The sequence below is a fragment of the Mycobacterium lehmannii genome (assembly GCF_001499925.1).
GTDB lineage: Bacteria > Actinomycetota > Actinomycetes > Mycobacteriales > Mycobacteriaceae > Mycobacterium > Mycobacterium lehmannii.
On the sequence record NZ_LQIR01000006.1, the window covers coordinates 29709 to 44565 of the forward strand.

17 protein-coding genes are annotated in these 14857 nt (G+C 66.9%); 3 read left to right on the top strand and 14 right to left on the bottom strand.

Annotation, left to right across the window (positions count from 1 at the left end; genetic code table 11):
* Positions 1 to 31: 31 nt before the first annotated feature.
* Entirely contained in the window at positions 32 to 1339 is a 1308-nt protein-coding gene (locus tag AU192_RS05275; RefSeq protein WP_064394741.1) for a DUF2252 domain-containing protein, read from the top strand.
* Between the two features lie 5 nt (positions 1340 to 1344).
* Here the strand turns inward: AU192_RS05275 and AU192_RS05280 are convergent, their stop codons facing one another.
* The 9 genes from AU192_RS05280 to AU192_RS05315 form a co-directional block, all read right to left on the bottom strand.
* Positions 1345 to 1761 carry a QcrA and Rieske domain-containing protein gene (locus AU192_RS05280; RefSeq protein WP_064394742.1) on the bottom strand — a complete coding sequence of 139 codons (417 nt, stop codon included), beginning with the start codon at positions 1759 to 1761 and terminating at the stop codon, positions 1345 to 1347.
* Between the two features lie 14 nt (positions 1762 to 1775).
* On the bottom strand, positions 1776 to 2333 hold the full coding sequence (locus AU192_RS05285; protein WP_064394743.1) for a DUF6529 family protein: 558 nt from the start codon (positions 2331 to 2333) through the stop codon (positions 1776 to 1778).
* Positions 2326 to 2973 carry a lipase chaperone gene (locus AU192_RS05290; protein WP_064394744.1) on the bottom strand — a complete coding sequence of 216 codons (648 nt, stop codon included), beginning with the start codon at positions 2971 to 2973 and terminating at the stop codon, positions 2326 to 2328. The genes AU192_RS05285 and AU192_RS05290 overlap by 8 nt, the downstream gene beginning before the upstream one ends.
* A 112-nt stretch (positions 2974 to 3085) precedes the next feature.
* Positions 3086 to 4837 carry an MtrAB system accessory lipoprotein LpqB gene (lpqB, locus tag AU192_RS05295; RefSeq protein WP_165593268.1) on the bottom strand — a complete coding sequence of 584 codons (1752 nt, stop codon included), beginning with the start codon at positions 4835 to 4837 and terminating at the stop codon, positions 3086 to 3088.
* 2 nt (positions 4838 to 4839) lie between these two features.
* The gene (mtrB, locus tag AU192_RS05300; protein ID WP_064394746.1) at positions 4840 to 6486 is read right to left on the bottom strand and encodes an MtrAB system histidine kinase MtrB; all 1647 of its coding nucleotides are present in this window, start codon (positions 6484 to 6486) and stop codon (positions 4840 to 4842) included.
* A 73-nt stretch (positions 6487 to 6559) separates the two neighbouring features.
* Positions 6560 to 7246: a two-component system response regulator MtrA gene (mtrA, locus tag AU192_RS05305; protein WP_064345844.1), complete on the bottom strand. Its 687-nt coding sequence runs from the start codon at positions 7244 to 7246 to the stop codon at positions 6560 to 6562.
* Positions 7247 to 7325: 79 nt separating this feature from the next.
* Positions 7326 to 7958 carry a dTMP kinase gene (locus AU192_RS05310; RefSeq protein WP_064394747.1) on the bottom strand — a complete coding sequence of 211 codons (633 nt, stop codon included), beginning with the start codon at positions 7956 to 7958 and terminating at the stop codon, positions 7326 to 7328.
* On the bottom strand, positions 7952 to 8089 hold the full coding sequence (locus AU192_RS25640) for a hypothetical protein (protein ID WP_158220757.1): 138 nt from the start codon (positions 8087 to 8089) through the stop codon (positions 7952 to 7954). Before AU192_RS25640 ends, AU192_RS05310 begins: the two co-directional genes overlap by 7 nt.
* Positions 8090 to 8136: 47 nt before the next feature.
* A complete protein-coding gene (locus AU192_RS05315; protein ID WP_120275448.1) occupies positions 8137 to 9414 on the bottom strand; it encodes a lipase family protein in 1278 nt (425 codons plus the stop codon).
* Between the two features lie 173 nt (positions 9415 to 9587).
* On the opposite strand from AU192_RS05315, the gene AU192_RS05320 reads away from it, so the two are divergent.
* Both AU192_RS05320 and AU192_RS05325 read left to right on the top strand, forming a co-directional pair.
* Positions 9588 to 10274 (top strand): DUF899 domain-containing protein, encoded by a 687-nt coding sequence (locus tag AU192_RS05320; protein WP_064394749.1) that lies wholly within the window; start codon positions 9588 to 9590, stop codon positions 10272 to 10274.
* Between the two features lie 111 nt (positions 10275 to 10385).
* Complete coding sequence (locus AU192_RS05325) at positions 10386 to 10730, top strand: heme-binding protein (protein ID WP_064394750.1); 345 nt, start codon at positions 10386 to 10388, stop codon at positions 10728 to 10730.
* Between the two features lie 88 nt (positions 10731 to 10818).
* Here AU192_RS05325 and ahcY read toward each other — a convergent pair whose 3' ends face one another.
* The 5 genes from ahcY to AU192_RS05350 form a co-directional block, all read right to left on the bottom strand.
* Positions 10819 to 12276: an adenosylhomocysteinase gene (gene ahcY, locus AU192_RS05330; protein WP_064394810.1), complete on the bottom strand. Its 1458-nt coding sequence runs from the start codon at positions 12274 to 12276 to the stop codon at positions 10819 to 10821.
* 135 nt (positions 12277 to 12411) lie between these two features.
* Complete coding sequence (locus tag AU192_RS05335) at positions 12412 to 13089, bottom strand: TetR/AcrR family transcriptional regulator (protein WP_064394751.1); 678 nt, start codon at positions 13087 to 13089, stop codon at positions 12412 to 12414.
* A gap of 22 nt (positions 13090 to 13111) precedes the next feature.
* Complete coding sequence (locus AU192_RS05340) at positions 13112 to 13291, bottom strand: rubredoxin (RefSeq protein WP_064394752.1); 180 nt, start codon at positions 13289 to 13291, stop codon at positions 13112 to 13114.
* 26 nt (positions 13292 to 13317) lie between these two features.
* Positions 13318 to 13479, bottom strand: a complete 162-nt coding sequence (locus AU192_RS05345; protein WP_064394753.1) for a rubredoxin — start codon at positions 13477 to 13479, stop codon at positions 13318 to 13320.
* On the bottom strand, positions 13476 to 14696 hold the full coding sequence (locus AU192_RS05350; RefSeq protein WP_064394754.1) for an alkane 1-monooxygenase: 1221 nt from the start codon (positions 14694 to 14696) through the stop codon (positions 13476 to 13478). The genes AU192_RS05345 and AU192_RS05350 overlap by 4 nt, the downstream gene beginning before the upstream one ends.
* Between the last annotated feature and the right edge of the window lie 161 nt (positions 14697 to 14857).

The window sequence follows — 14857 nt, forward strand, 5'->3', positions numbered from 1 at the left end:
GCGGTGACAACGGACGGGGTACTCCGTGCTCATGCAGGACCAACGGGAGTCGTTGATCGTCGATTGCCTGGTGAGCGCGTTCGCCGATCTGATGAAGGCCGATCCAGACGCGTTTCGGACCAAGTTCCGCAAGATGGCGGCCGACCCCTTCGCCTTCTTCCGCGGCAGCGCGTGCGTGTTCTACGCCGACGTGACCGAGCGCGAGGACCGTTGGGCCGACGAGCGCACAAGCCGGGTGTGGATCCAGGGCGACCTGCACACCGAGAACTTCGGCACGTACATGGACGGCGCAGGCAAGCTGATCTTCGACGTCAACGACTTCGACGAGGCCTACATCGGACACTTCACGTGGGACCTGCAGCGGTTCGCCGCCAGCGTCGCACTGATGTGCTGGCAGAAGGCGTTGTCGGATCACGAGATCAGCAGGCTGATCGATACATTCACCCGCGCCTACGTCGAGCAGGTGCGGTGGTTCCTCCAAGCCGACGATGACGCGAGCTTTTCGCTGAATCTCGACACCGCGCGCGGCGCCGTACTGACCGCCTTGCAGAGCGCCCGATTGTCGACGAGGTCCGAGATGTTGGACCGCCTCACCGCGGTGGACGATTGGGACAGACGCTTCCGGGACGCCGCGGGCGTGCGTCGACTCGAGGACGCCGAACGCGACAAGGTCGAGGCCGCCTTCGCTGGATATCTCGAAACCATTCCGAAAACCAAACGGTTCCAGGGCATCACCTACGACATCAAGGATGTGATCGGCAAGAAAGGTCACGGTATCGGCAGCGCGGGTCTGCCGACCTACACCGTACTGATCGAGGGATTCAACCAGGCGTTGGACAACGACGCCGTCCTGTCGATGAAGCAGGGCAATGTCGCCGCGCCCAGCCGGGTCGTCGAGGATGGGAGTCTGAGTCGGCACTTCAAGCATCACGGCCACCGAACGGCGGTGTCTCAACGCGCACTGCAGGCGCATGCCGACCCGCTGCTCGGATACACCGACATCGACGACGTCGGGTTTGTCGTCAGCGAGATATCCCCGTATGCAGCCGATCTCGACTGGAGCGAGTTGACCGAACCAGACGAATTGGCTGAAGTGATCGAGCAGCTGGGGCGGGCGGTAGCCAAGGTGCACTGTGTCGGGGATGCCGACAGTGACCAGAAGGTGGTCGAGTTCCAGACCGAGGAGGCGATCGACGCGGTCATCGGCGACCATGTCGACGAGTTCTCCGCAGACCTGGTGGCGTTCGGCCTGGAGTATGCCGGCATCGTCCGCGACGATCACCGCCACTTCGTCGAAGCGTTCCGCGAAGGCCGCATTCCCGGCGTCACGTCCACCTGACCTCGTCAGCGCAGAATGATCGAATCGCCCTGCAATTCAATTGGTTTCACCTCCAACGGGCGGGTTGCCGGCCCGTTGGCCACCGTGCCGTCGAGGGTGAACTTGCTGCCGTGGCAGGGGCAGTTGATGGTGCCGCCCGCCACGTCGCGCACCGTGCACCCGGCGTGAGTGCAAGTCGCCGAGAATCCCTTGTACTCACCCGCCGTGGGTTGCGTCACCACCGTCTGGTCGACGATGACACCGCCGCCGACCGGGACGTCGGCGACGTTCGCGAGGACCGCAACCGGCGCAACCGCACCACCGGTCGTCGTCGCGGTCGGCTCCTCGGCGGCGTCGGGATCCTTGCCGTACGTGCTGCAGGCCGCCAACGCGGTGCCTGCGATTCCGAGCCCGGCGCCCGCGAGGAACTGTTTGCGTCGCATGGCGATTCCTTTCCTCAGAACGTCAGCCCGCTGGTCTGGAAGAACCACAGCGCCGACGTGAGCCAGACGTAGACCAGCCCGAAGAACACCAGCCCCCCGACGATGGGAAGCACCCAGCCGCGGAGCCCACCGCGCGTCAGCAGGATCATCTTGGTGACGAAGACGCCGTAGAAGAAGCAGCCGAACAGTGAGTGAAACAGCACCCTGCTGTCGGTTTCGGCGAAGCCGAGAGCGTAGAGGCAGTGCACGGCCACCGGCACGGTGGCCAGCACCGCCAACCGCCCCGACCATATGTGGGCCGTTGCGATCCACGCCGGTGCGCGCCCGCCGGGCGTCAACCGGTACATCACGAACGCCGAGTAGAGCTGGAACAGCGCCAACACCATAGCGAGGGTCGCCAGCCACGACTTCACCGCTGTGCCGCTGGAGAACCCCGCCACGTTGATCGAAAAGAATTGCGGCTCATGGGTCTTGCCGAACACTCCGAGCGCGACCGCCGTCAACGCGCCCAGGCTGACGGCGATCAGCATCCCCGCCGCACCGGTGTTGCGGGTGGCGACGGGGTCAGACATCGCTGCCGCCGCCCACGCGAACGGCCCTGACCCTCTGTCCATCGATCACGGCGGTCCCGTCGGTGGCCAGAACCGGTGCGGGACCGAGGGATCCGTCGTTGCGACGCAGCACGCCGGTGACGTCACCGTCGGCGTCGACGATCCAGCTGCTCCGCACGCCGTCCCGCTCGTACACGAAAAGGCCGGCGGGGGCTTCGGCGGCCGGCGCGGTGAACACCCAGCTCTTTTCGCCGATGGTCAGCAAGCCCATCACCGCATTGCCTTCGAGGTGGCCGTCGAGAACGCTCGCCTTGTCCTGGCTCGTCGCGTTGACGACACCCTTGTCGGCGTCACCTCGCAGCCACACCTCGACCGAGTTGCCGTCACAGGCGTATGCGATCACCTTGCCGCCGTCGACCGATATCTCCAACGTGATCTCGCCGGTCGCCGTCGGCACGGTCCCGACGTAGTCGGCCCTGGCCGGGAAGCCCGTCGCGGGTGCTGACGGCGCGGTCGTCGGCGCCACAGCGCTCGCCGTGGTGACCGATTCCGCCGCCGGCGCGGCCACGGGTGCTTGCTCCTTCGACACGTTGCCGAGCCACAGCGCGACTGCGAGCACGGCGACCGCGCCCAACGTGATCAACGGACCGCGAGTCTTCATATTCACTCCTGGCTGATAGCAAACGCCTGCGGCGTCGTTCTGTCAGCACAACGGGACACCCCCACAGACGGTTCACGGAACCTTCCGCGGAATTGGCGCCGGGGGTCGGCGGCTAGCCCGGCAGCACCGGTTCGGCGCCCGGCACCAGCAGCGGACGCACCTCGGCCCACGCCGGATCGTCCTCGGCCACCGAACCGGACAGCTGCACGACCCCGCGGGCATCGGCCACGTACACCGTCGACGGGTTGGCCGCCACGGTGGTGACCGGCATCAGCAGGTTGCGGCTCGGCCCGTCGGAGTTGACGCCGTCGAGGTTGACGTACGAGACCGGATGCGCAGGATCGGTGCGGCTCACCACGATGTCGTCGCCGGTGCGCCATGACAGCGACACCACGGTGTTGCCCAGGCCGTAGCCCAGCCGTCGCGGGTAGATCAGCGCGTAGCCGCCGCCGGGGGTCTGTTCGACACCGGCCAGGACCACCCGGCCGTCGATCACCATCGCCGCGCGGGTGCCGTCGCGTGACAGCTGCAGTTCGGTGATCACGCCGGGAAACCTGCTCGACACCAGCGTGGAGTCGACCGGTATGCGCGCCGGCTGGCCCGACGCGTCCTGGATGACGCGCACGACGTTGTTGCCGTCGATCACCACCCAGACCGCGTTGTCGAGCGACCAGCTCGGCCGCGACAGGCTTCGCGCGTCCAACACCTGCGACGCGGCCCCGCCGAGCGTCCCCACCCACATCGACGACGCCATATCGGGTGCGCCCGGACGCACCGTGACGATCGAGGCCACCTCCTGCCCGCTTCGGGACACCGCCGCCGCGGTCTGGTTCGGCATCTGCCCGAACTGCCCGGGAACCCGCGGCGCCCGTCGGCCGTCGAGCGCGACGAGCGAACCGCCCACCAACGCGTGCAGACCGGCGGCCACTCCCGAGGCCGCGCCGGGGTCGGTGGCCGCCACGTCGGAGGTCTTCCATCCGTCGACGAAGCGGTCGTCTAAGGCGGCGCCGTCGGCGTTGATCACGTACGGCCCGTTCACCCCCGCACGGGACAGCGTCCAGATGAGTTGCGCCGCAAGCAGTTGCCTGCTGTGCGGATCGGTGGTCGACAGATTGTCCAGATCGATCCTGGCGCCGCCGTAGCCGCGGCCGACGCCCATCTTGCCGCCGTCGGCGCGCGTCACCGGGCCCCGCAGTTTCAGCGGCGGTTCAAGCAGATTGCGGACGGTCTTGGCCATCTCCGGGCGCGGCCCGGCGATCAGTTTGCTCACCAGTTCGGTGGCCAACTGGTCGGGATCGGACACCGCGACGTAGCGCGGATCGGGCACGACGGTGCTGCCGGTCGGGTCGACGAAATACAGGGTGTTGCGCCGGTAGGTGGCCTGGAACTGTTGCCAGTCGAGGAAGACGCCGTTCGGCAGCTTGTCGATGCGCCAACCGTCGGCGGTCTTGACCAGTTCGATCGGCCCCGGGTCGGGCAGCGCACCCTCCCCCGTCTCGAACACGCCCATGTCCGACAGCGACCCGAGAATGTCGGCGCGCATGGTCACCGACACCCGGTCGGGGCCTCGCGTCTCGACGAACACCACGTTGTCGATCAGCAGCGCACTGCCCGCGTCATCCCATGCCTGCGAAGCGGATTCGGTGAGGAACTGGCGTGCGGCCAGATGCCGATTGGCGGGATCGGCGGTGGCCTTGAGGAATTCACGCAACAACACGTCGGGGTCCATGCCAGGAGTCGGCTTGGGCAGGCTCGGCGGGGCGGGGCGGTCGACGGTTCCGATCGCCTGCGGCGAGGACGAACTGGGCACGCCCGCGCAGCCGGTGAGAACCAACGCCAGCACGCTCAGGACAGCAAGCAGGATTCTCACACGGACTCCTGCGCGGGTTCGCGATCGCGGCTGCGCGGCGGCACATCCTCGGGCTCAACGGGTTTCAGCGGCAGCGGGCTGGTGGTCACCTTGTGCCCGCGAACGAGCGGCAGCGTGAGACGGAAGCAGGCGCCGTTACCCGGCTCACCCCAGGCCTCCAGCCTGCCCTGGTGCAGGCGGGCGTCCTCGATGCTGATCGCCAACCCGAGACCGGTGCCGCCGGAACGGCGCACCCGCGAGGGGTCCGACCGCCAGAACCGGCTGAACACCAGTTTCTCCTCGCCTGGCCGCAGCCCCACCCCGTGGTCGCGGACGGTGACGGCGACGGTGTCGTCGTCGGCGGCCATCCGGATGCGGACGGGTTTGTGCTCGGCGTGGTCGATGGCGTTGGCGATGAGGTTGCGCAGGATGCGCTCCACGCGCCGCGGGTCGACCTCGGCGATGACCTCCTCTCCTGGCATGTCGACGACGAGTTCGACGTCGGCGTCGGCGGCCAGGTGCCCGACGTTGTCCAACGCGCTTCGCACCGTCGACCGCAGATCAAGCGACTCGACCGACAGCTCGGCGACACCGGCGTCGTGCCGGGAGATCTCCAACAGATCGTTGAGCAACGTCTCGAACCGGTCGAGCTCGCTGACCATCAACTCGGTGGACCGGCGCAGCGCGGGATCGAGGTCCTCGCTGTGGTCGTAGATCAGGTCGGCGGCCATGCGCACCGTCGTCAGCGGCGTACGCAGTTCGTGGCTGACGTCTGAGGTGAACCGGCGCTGCAGGTTGCCGAACTCCTCGAGTTGGGTGATCTGGCGGTGCAGGCTCTCGGCCATGTCGTTGAACGAGACGGCGAGACGGGCCATGTCGTCCTCGCCGCGCACGGGCATGCGTTCGGTGAGGTGGCCTTCGGCGAACCGCTCGGCGATGCGCGACGCGGAGCGCACCGGCAAAACGATCTGGCGCGCCACCAGCAAGGCGATCGCGGCGAGCAGGCCGAGCAGCACCACGCCGCCGGTGGCCATCGTCCCGCGCACCAGCGCGATCGTGGACTCCTCGTTGTTGAGCGGAAAGATCAGGTAGAGCTCGAGGTTCGTCACCGATGACGACGTCGGACTGCCGACGATCAGCGCCGGCCCGGAAAAGCTGTCGGTGTGCACTCCCGCGTACTGATAGCTGACCTGGCCGGCCTTGACGAACTCCCGCAGCGTGTTGGGCACCTGCTGGACCGGGCCTGCCGCGGTCGCCGCCCGGGGCCCGTCGCCGGGCACCACCAGAACCGCGTCGTAGGTTCCCGCCAGGCCCGGTTCGGCGTCGGCGCTGCGATCGATCAGCGTGTTGCGCGCCAACTGCAGGCTGCTGTCGAGCGAGCGGGTCTCCTCACCGCCGACGATTCCGCTGACCGTGGTGCGGGCGCGGTCGATCTGCTCGGTGGCCGCGCGGACCTTGACTTCGAGGATGCGATCGGTGATCTGGCTGGTCAGCACGAACCCGAGCACCAGGATCACGGCCAGCGACAGGCCCAACGTCAGCGAGACGACGCGCAGCTGCAGGGAGCGCCGCCACGCCAGGCTCAACGCCCGGCCCAGCGCTCCCAGCCCCCGCACCAGCGGCGCCGAGCGCCGATGGATGCGTCGTCTGGAGCTGAAGATCACGGCGCCCGCCGAGCGGTCAACACGGCGACCGCCAAGCGGTCGGGGTCACAACCACGGCCGACAGCCGTGCATGTCACGGCGGTCCGGCCTTGTACCCCACTCCTCGAACAGTGAGCACCACCTGCGGGTTCTCCGGGTCCTTCTCAACCTTGGCCCGCAACCGTTGGACATGCACGTTCACCAAACGGGTGTCCGCGGGGTGTCGATAACCCCACACCTGTTCGAGCAGCACATCACGAGTAAACACCTGCCGCGGTTTGCGCGCCAACGCCACCAACAGGTCGAACTCCAGCGGGGTCAGCGAGATCTGCTCGCCCTGACGGGTGACCTTGTGTGCGGGCACGTCGATGTCGACGTCGCCGATCGAGAGCATCTCGGCCGGCTCGTCCTCGTTGCGCCGCAGGCGGGCCCGCACGCGGGCGACGAGCTCTTTGGGCTTGAACGGCTTCATCACGTAGTCGTCGGCGCCGGACTCCAGGCCCAGCACGACGTCCACGGTGTCGGTCTTGGCGGTCAGCATGACGATCGGCACGCCGGAGTCCGCCCGGAGCACACGACAGACGTCGATGCCGTTCATGCCGGGCAGCATCAGGTCGAGAAGGACGAGATCGGGCCGCAGCTCGCGGACCGCGGTCAGCGCTTGGGTGCCGTCGCCGATGACGGCGGTGTCGAAGCCTTCGCCCCGCAGCACGATGGTGAGCATCTCGGCGAGCGACGGGTCATCGTCGACAACCAGAATCCTTTGCCTCATGGAGACCATGGTGTCACCGAATTGCGATAAACCCCGGCTACCACACGGCGCGTTTCGCGCTTTGACCGGCGAATGGCGCCGAACGGGGCTAGTGAGCGTCCAGTTCGGCGGCGAGCGCGGCCGGATCGACGTCGGGTCCGGCGACCTCCCAGCGTCCGCACCACTGCGATGCGGCCAGTGCGGCGTAGACGTCGGAGGTGCGTTGCTGCAGCCCGCCGTCGCGCTCGTAGGCGTCTTTGGCCCGGTCCACCTCGGTGGTGGCGCGCTGCTCGGCGCGCTGGGCCGCCAGTTCGATGGGCACGGCCAACAGCACCTGGGCGTCCGGCCGCGGAAGCGCGAGGCGCTCGTACTCCAGGACGCGCACCCATTCGACGACCTCGCCGTCGGCGTCCTGACGGAGGCGCGCGGCGCTGTAGGCGGCGTTGGACGCGACATAGCGGTCCAGGATGACGACGTCGTAGGCGTCCTGCAGACGTTCGATCTCGGCTCGCGCGCGGGCACGGTCGAGCGCGAACAGCACCGCCATCGCGTACACGGAGTCGGCGAGGTCACCGTGGGCCCCGTGCAGCGCCTCGGCGGCCACGTCGGCCTCGACCGACTGGCCGTAGCGCGGAAACGCCAGGCTCGTCACCGTCCTGCCCTCGGCTTCCAACGCGGTTCGAAGTCCGTTGGTCAAGGTGCGCTTACCCGCTCCGTCGACCCCCTCGATGACCATCAGCACGGCTGTGAGACTAGCTTTGCCCAGTCGCCGCCCGCGGCATCAGACGTCGTGTGCTGTCGGATCGGCGGCTCCTCGATGAGCATGCGCAGCACCCGCAGCACGATGGCGGCGTGCGGCCGGCCCCTGACCATTTAGCGACCTCGTCGGTGCCGTAGTGCGCCGAGCGGTCTACGCCGCGTCAGAACCGCCCGCAGTTAGACGCTGTCGGCACACCCTTGAATCGGTCCGCGATCCACTGCATGGCGGGTTCACCGTCGACCAGCATGGGCAGGCCGTGGTTGACCATCGCCTTGTTGAGGAACGGCGGTTGCTCGTTGGTGCGCGCCTCGACGTCTGCGCCCTGGGCACACCAGTCGCGACCCATCTGCATCGCCGGCGCCCACGGGACCAGCGGGTCGTACCGGTTGGCGTTGATGAGTACGGGCGCATTAGGTTTCGTGCGACCCAGCTTCTGCTCGTCGAACAGCGACTTGAACGGCTCCTGCTCGACGAGTTCGAAGATGTCCTGATTGAAGTACGGCTGCAGGTGCCGGAACATGAACTTCGTCAGCGTCTCTGCCACGCACTGGTCCTGCACCTTGAAGAGCATGTCGGCGCCGCGCGGTGTCAGCGTCGCCCGGATCGCCGCCTCGTGTTCGGGGTAGGCCGTCATCACCCCGTTCAGCGCATAACCCACCGCTCCGATCAGCATGCTGCCGTCGATGAACGGGAACAGCGCCTTCAGATCGGCGGGCGGCGCCCCAGCGTAGGAACCGACCACGTCGAGTTCGGGGGCGTAGCTCTCGGCCATCTCCGCGGCCGATGCCGCCGCCCCCCCGCCTTGTGAGTAACCCCAGAACGCCAGCGGGCCGTCGGGGGCCAGCGAGGTGCCGGGCAGGTTCTTGGCGGCGCGGGCGGCGTCGAGCATCGCGTGGCCCTGCGACACCCGGTTCGCGTAGGTGTGCAGCCCCGGGGTGCCCAAGCCTTCATAGTCGGTCATGACGATCGCGAACCCGCGCGCGACCATCGTCGCGACGAACAACTCCTCGTAGTTGAACGCGATGTCGAGGTACGGCGACCAGTGGATGCCCTGATTGAACTGCCGCGACGGCGCGCACTGGTCGCCCTGGCCCTGGGTGCCAGGACCGTAGACGATCAGCGGGCGCGGCCCGCCGAACGGCCACGGCGCGTGCGGTTCGAAGTACGTGCCGGTGACGACGTTCGGGTTTCCCCGAGCGTCGTTGCTGCGGTACATGATTCGTGTGCCGTCGGCCATGATCATGCCGAGTTGGCCGGACGGTTCGAGCACCAGGCGCGAGGGCTCCGTGCGGACCAGATCGCCGGGCTTGCCCGGCGGCAGCGGATCCGGCGGCGTGTAGAACGCCTGGTATTCGTCCTCGTTGAAATAGGGGTGGTGATGGTCGATGGTCGGGTCGTCGGCCGCCGCCGGCACCGGGGTCCCGAAGGAAACGACCATGAGGGCAATCGCGATTCCGACGATGCGACCCACCGATCGGACGTTAGCAACGAAAATCATTTAATGAGGCCTGTTTCCGGCTCAAGCCTCGCGCCATGGCGGTCGAGCGATGAGTTCGGGCGCCGGCGCGGGTCTCCTTAGCCGAACCCCTTCGTGACGAGGAGGCACTGGGTATGACGACTTATGCGGTCGGGACGCGTGAACAGTGGCGAACGGCGTACGAACGACAGCTGGCCAGGGAGAAGGAGCTGACTCGCAGGGCCACCGAGCTGGCGCAGCAGCGGCAGGCGCTGCCGTGGGTGCGCGTGGACAAGCTGTACGAGTTCGACACCACCGCGGGACGTCGCACGCTCGCCGAGCTGTTCGACGGCAGATCACAGTTGATCGTGCGGCACTTCATGCACGGGCCGAAGACACCGGAGGGCTGCCCGGGATGCACCTTCGAAACCGACAACCTGGTCGGCGCGGTGGCTCACCTGGCGCGGCGCGACGTCACGTTCATCCTGTCGTCGCGCTCGCCGTTGCCGGTGTTGACCGCGTACAAGCAGCGGATGGGCTGGGACATCGAGTGGGTGTCGTCGGGCGGCAGCGATTTCGACGCCGACTTCTTCAGCTACATGCACGTCCCGACGCCGCGCCGCGACTTCGGATCGGGCAGCGGCAGCATGCTCGACGTGATGGAGCTGATGGCGCTGAGCTGTTTCGCGCTGGAGGACGGCGTCGTCTACCACACCTACTCGACCTACGATCGCGGCACCGAAGCGCTTAACGCCACCTGGCAGCTGTTGGACCGGGCGCCCAAAGGCCGCGGCGAGGACTTCTCCGACTGGCCGCGCAAGCGCGACGAATATCCGGCGTAGCGACGCTTGAGGGTTGCTGCACGCCTCCTGTGAACCTGCTTGGGAGCCAGCGCATCAGCAATCACCCGGTTCCACACTGGCAGTCACACCCTGACCGAAGGAGCCCGTCCGATGTTCGGAACCCGTGGGGCGTACCCGCTCTCGTTGGCCGTCGTGGCCGGCGCCGCGCTGCTCGGCTTGTCCCCGTTGGCCAACGCCGAGCCGGCGAACTGCACCAGCGCCGATCTCGAAGGCGTCCGCGCCGGGGTCGACGCGTCAACGTCGGCCTACTTATTCACCCATCCTGACCTCAACGGCTTCATGAGCACCCTCAGAGGCATGTCGCGTGAGGGGGTGGCCGAGCAGGTGAGGGGATACATGGCCAGCCATCCGCAGGAGAACGCCGAGATGGCGCGTATCCGGCAGCCGCTGATGGATCTGAAGAACCACTGCGGAGGCTTGGACCCGACACCCTGAACCACTGCAGCACAACCCGTTCGGGGCCGACGCCCGAGAAACGAAAGCCCCCGGCACGCGGATGTGCCGGGGGACCTTCGGGTGACGATCAGTAGCGGTAGTGCTCGGGCTTGTACGGGCCCTCGACGTCGACACCGATGTACTCGGCCTGCTCCTTGGTGAGGCGAGTGAGAGTGCCACCCAGTGCTTCCACGTGGATCTTGGCGACCTTCTCGTCGAGGTGCTTGGCCAACCGGTAGACCGCGTTGTCGTACTCGTCGTTCTTGGTCCACAGCTCGATCTGCGCGATGACCTGGTTGGAGAAGCTGTTGCTCATCACGAACGACGGGTGGCCGGTCGCGTTACCCAGGTTGAGCAGCCGGCCCTCGGACAGCACCACGATCGACTTGCCGTTGTCGAAGATCCACTGGTCGACCTGCGGCTTGATGTTGAGCTTCTTGGCGCCCGAGCGCTCGAGGGCGGCCATGTCGATCTCGTTGTCGAAGTGGCCGATGTTGCCCAGGATCGCCTGGTCCTTCATCGCGCGCATGTGGTCGAGCGTGATGATGTCCTTGTTGCCCGTCGAGGTGATGACGATGTCGGCCTCGCCGATGGCCTGCTCGACGGTGACCACGTCGAAGCCGTCCATCAGCGCCTGCAGCGCGTTGATCGGGTCGATCTCGGTGACCGACACCCGCGCGCCCTGGCCTGCCAGCGACTCCGCGCAGCCCTTGCCGACGTCGCCGTAGCCGCAGATCAGCACCTTCTTGCCGCCGATCAGCACGTCCGTGCCGCGGTTGATGCCGTCGATCAGCGAGTGCCGGGTGCCGTACTTGTTGTCGAACTTGCTCTTGGTGACCGAGTCGTTGACGTTGATCGCCGGGAACGGCAGCTCACCGACGGCCTCGAACTGGTAGAGGCGCAGCACGCCGGTCGTCGTCTCCTCGGTGACGCCCTTGACCGACTCGGCGATCTTCGTCCACTTCGTCTTGTCGGTCTCGAAGCGCTCGCGCAGCACACCGAGGAAGACCTTCCACTCCGCCGGATCGTCGTCCTCGGCGGGCGGGACCACGCCCTGCTTCTCGTACTGTGCGCCGCGCAGCACCATCATCGTGGCGTCGCCGCCGTCGTCGAGGATCATGTTGGCCGGCTCGCCCTCCCAGGTGAGCATCTGCTCGGCGGCCCACCAGTACTCCTCGAGCGTCTCGCCCTTCCACGCGAACACCGGGGTGCCCTTTGGCTCCTCGGGCGTGCCGTGGGGGCCGACGACGACGGCCGCGGCGGCGTGATCCTGGGTGGAGAAGATGTTGCACGACGCCCAGCGGACGTCGGCGCCCAGCGCCGTCAACGTCTCGATCAACACCGCCGTCTGCACGGTCATGTGCAGCGAGCCCGAGATCCGCGCGCCCTTGAGCGGCTGCACATCGTGGTACTCCTCGCGCAGCGCCATCAAACCGGGCATCTCGTGCTCGGCCAGGCGGATCTCCTTGCGGCCGAAGTCGGCCAGTGACAGGTCGGCGACCTTGTAGTCGATCCCGTTGCGGGAGTCGGCCTTCAGCTCAGTCATGTAGAGCCCCTTTTCATTCGTCATTGCCTATGAGCGCACAGATGTGCGCACGGCGACATCCATGTAGACATCCAAAGCCTGCGGGCTCGCGGGACAGGCGCTTGTGCGGTGAAACCGGCCGTGGCGCTCTGACAGCTAAGGAATATCGATAACACCGTAGCGTTCGGCGAAGGGCGTCATCAATCGGGCCAGGTCACGGGCCACGTCGTGCCCCCGGGCGGGCGATGCGCTGGGGTCGGCTTCCGGCGGCATCGAGACGTAGCTCATCGCGAGCCGGACGATGGCCCTGGCCAGCACTCCGGCGTCCTCTTCGCTGGTCTTCACCCAGCTGTCGACGAACGTCTGCGTCAGCCGCCGACTGCAGTGGATGATGATCGGACCGCTGTCGGTGGTGATGAGCTGCAGCAGATCGGGCTTGGCCTCGCCGGTCAGCAACGAGATCACCAGCGGGTCGGCTGCCGACTCGGCGAAGAAGTCGCGGAAGCCCTGGCTGAACGCGGCGAAGACGTCGCCGACGTTGCCCGCGATGGCGTCGTCGATCTGGTCGACGAGCCGGTCGGCCAGGCGCATCGCGTACGCCTGCGCCAGCCCCTGGCGCGAGCCGAACTCGTTGTAGATGGTCTGCCTGCTGATGCCTGCCGCCTTGGCGACGTCGGCCAGGGTGATCGCCGACCAGTCGCGGGTGAGCAGCAGTTCGCGCATGCCGTCCAGAATGGAATCGCGTAGCAGCACCCTCGACGCTTCGGCGTACGGGATGCGCTGCGCGGTCCGGCGCGGGCTGTTCACACGCGCGAGACTATTCCTTTCCCCCATCGCTTCGCTCGCCCACGCATCGTCACGGACGGGCGACCTCGACCATCTCGAAGTCGGACTTGGCCGCGCCGCAGTCCGGGCAACTCCAGTCATCGGGAATGTCGTCCCACCGTGTGCCCGGCGCGATCCCGTCCTCGGGCCAGCCCTTCTCCTCGTCGTATTCGAATCCGCACTGCACGCAGACGAACAGTTTGTAATCCATCTGTTGTTCCTCTTCTCGGGTTGGGGTCATACCGGTTCGAAGTCAACCTTCTCCCGCACGGCGCAATCGGGGCAGCACCAGTCGTCGGGAATCTCACTGAACGGCGTGCCGGGCGAAAAGCCCTCGCGCGGTGCACCTTTGGCTTCGTCGTAGACGTAGTCACAACCCGGGCAGCGGTAGGCGGTCACTGGACCGTTCCCGCGTACCGTGCCATCACCTTGTCGCGCATCCGCGGGTGGATGTTGACGCGGGCGATGTCGCCGTCGTAGTGGTCGAGCACCCGGTGGTCCATCACCTTGCGCCACAGCGGCGGGAAGTACGTCAGCGCGATCATCGACGCGTAACCGCTCGGCAGGTTCGGCGCACCCTCCATGCTGCGCAGCGTCTGGTAGCGCCGGGTCGGGTTGGCGTGGTGATCGCTGTGGCGCTGCAGGTGATACAGGAACAGGTTGGTCACGATGTGATCGGAGTTCCAACTGTGCGCCGGCGCGCAGCGCTCGTAGCGGCCGGACTCGAGTTTCTGGCGCAGCAGCCCGTAGTGCTCGAGATAGTTCACCGTCTCCAGCAGCGTGAAGCCGAACACCGCCGAGATGACGATGTAGGGAATCAAGGCCCAGCCGAAGACCGCGATCAGCGCACCGTAGAACACGGCCGACATCGCCCAGGCGTTGAGGACGTCGTTGGACCAGTGCCACTTACTCTTGCCTGCGCGCTCGAGCCGCTTGGCCTCCAGCTCCCACGCCGACCTCAGTGATCCGAAGACGCTGCGCGGCAGGAACTCCCAGAACGTCTCACCGAAACGGGCCGATGCGGGATCCTCGGGGGTCGCGACGCGGACGTGGTGTCCGCGGTTGTGCTCGATGTAGAAGTGGCCGTAGCAGGTCTGCGCCAGCGTGATCTTGGCCAGCCACCGTTCCAGCGAGTCCTTCTTGTGCCCCATCTCGTGGGCGGTGTTGATGCCGACTCCGCCGAGCAGGCCGACCGACAGCGCCAGGCCGATCTTGGCGGGCCAGCCCAGTCCCCCGTCGAAGCCGAGCCAACTCAGATCCGACGCGGTGAACAGATAGGCGCCGACGATCACGCTGGCGTACTGGAACGGGATGTAGGCGTAGGTGCAGTAGCGGTAGTACTTGTCGTTCTCCAACCGCTCCATCACCTCGTCGGGCGGGTTCTGCCCGTCCGGCCCGAACTTCAGATCCAGTGCAGGCAGCAGGATGTAGAGCAGGATCGGCCCGATCCAGAACGGCACTTGCGCGGCGGCGTGCCAGCCCCACTGGTTGAACGCCCACACCAGCGGCAGCATGACGAACAGCGCCGTCGGCGCGATCAAGCCCATCAGCCACAGGTAGCGCTTCCTGTCCCGCCACTGAGCGATGTCCGGTTCCGGTGTCGTCTGCGTGGTCATTGCCCGCCTCCTGGAGTGAGTGCCATCACGTCTTGAGTTTGACTATAAGGGCCAATTTGTCTGCTGTCTAGACACACGAGCATTGTTTGTAAAGCAATCTTGGCGCCCGACGTCGCGCGAGGGCTCCACCTTGTACGGTTTGAGCCCCCGATGGCGTACCA

What these genes read in the sequence shown, in the direction of transcription:
- AU192_RS05275 (WP_064394741.1), top strand. Translation starts at nt 32, where the DNA reads ATGCAGGACCAACGGGAGTCGTTGATCGTCGATTGCCTGGTGAGCGCG.
- AU192_RS05280 (WP_064394742.1), bottom strand. Translation starts at nt 1,761, where the DNA reads ATGCGACGCAAACAGTTCCTCGCGGGCGCCGGGCTCGGAATCGCAGGC.
- AU192_RS05285 (WP_064394743.1), bottom strand. Translation starts at nt 2,333, where the DNA reads ATGTCTGACCCCGTCGCCACCCGCAACACCGGTGCGGCGGGGATGCTG.
- AU192_RS05290 (WP_064394744.1), bottom strand. Translation starts at nt 2,973, where the DNA reads ATGAAGACTCGCGGTCCGTTGATCACGTTGGGCGCGGTCGCCGTGCTC.
- mtrA (WP_064345844.1), bottom strand. Translation starts at nt 7,246, where the DNA reads ATGGTCTCCATGAGGCAAAGGATTCTGGTTGTCGACGATGACCCGTCG.
- AU192_RS25640 (WP_158220757.1), bottom strand. Translation starts at nt 8,089, where the DNA reads ATGGTCAGGGGCCGGCCGCACGCCGCCATCGTGCTGCGGGTGCTGCGC.
- AU192_RS05315 (WP_120275448.1), bottom strand. Translation starts at nt 9,414, where the DNA reads ATGGTCGTTTCCTTCGGGACCCCGGTGCCGGCGGCGGCCGACGACCCG.
- AU192_RS05320 (WP_064394749.1), top strand. Translation starts at nt 9,588, where the DNA reads ATGACGACTTATGCGGTCGGGACGCGTGAACAGTGGCGAACGGCGTAC.
- AU192_RS05325 (WP_064394750.1), top strand. Translation starts at nt 10,386, where the DNA reads ATGTTCGGAACCCGTGGGGCGTACCCGCTCTCGTTGGCCGTCGTGGCC.
- ahcY (WP_064394810.1), bottom strand. Translation starts at nt 12,276, where the DNA reads ATGACTGAGCTGAAGGCCGACTCCCGCAACGGGATCGACTACAAGGTC.
- AU192_RS05335 (WP_064394751.1), bottom strand. Translation starts at nt 13,089, where the DNA reads ATGGGGGAAAGGAATAGTCTCGCGCGTGTGAACAGCCCGCGCCGGACC.
- AU192_RS05340 (WP_064394752.1), bottom strand. Translation starts at nt 13,291, where the DNA reads ATGGATTACAAACTGTTCGTCTGCGTGCAGTGCGGATTCGAATACGAC.
- AU192_RS05350 (WP_064394754.1), bottom strand. Translation starts at nt 14,696, where the DNA reads ATGACCACGCAGACGACACCGGAACCGGACATCGCTCAGTGGCGGGAC.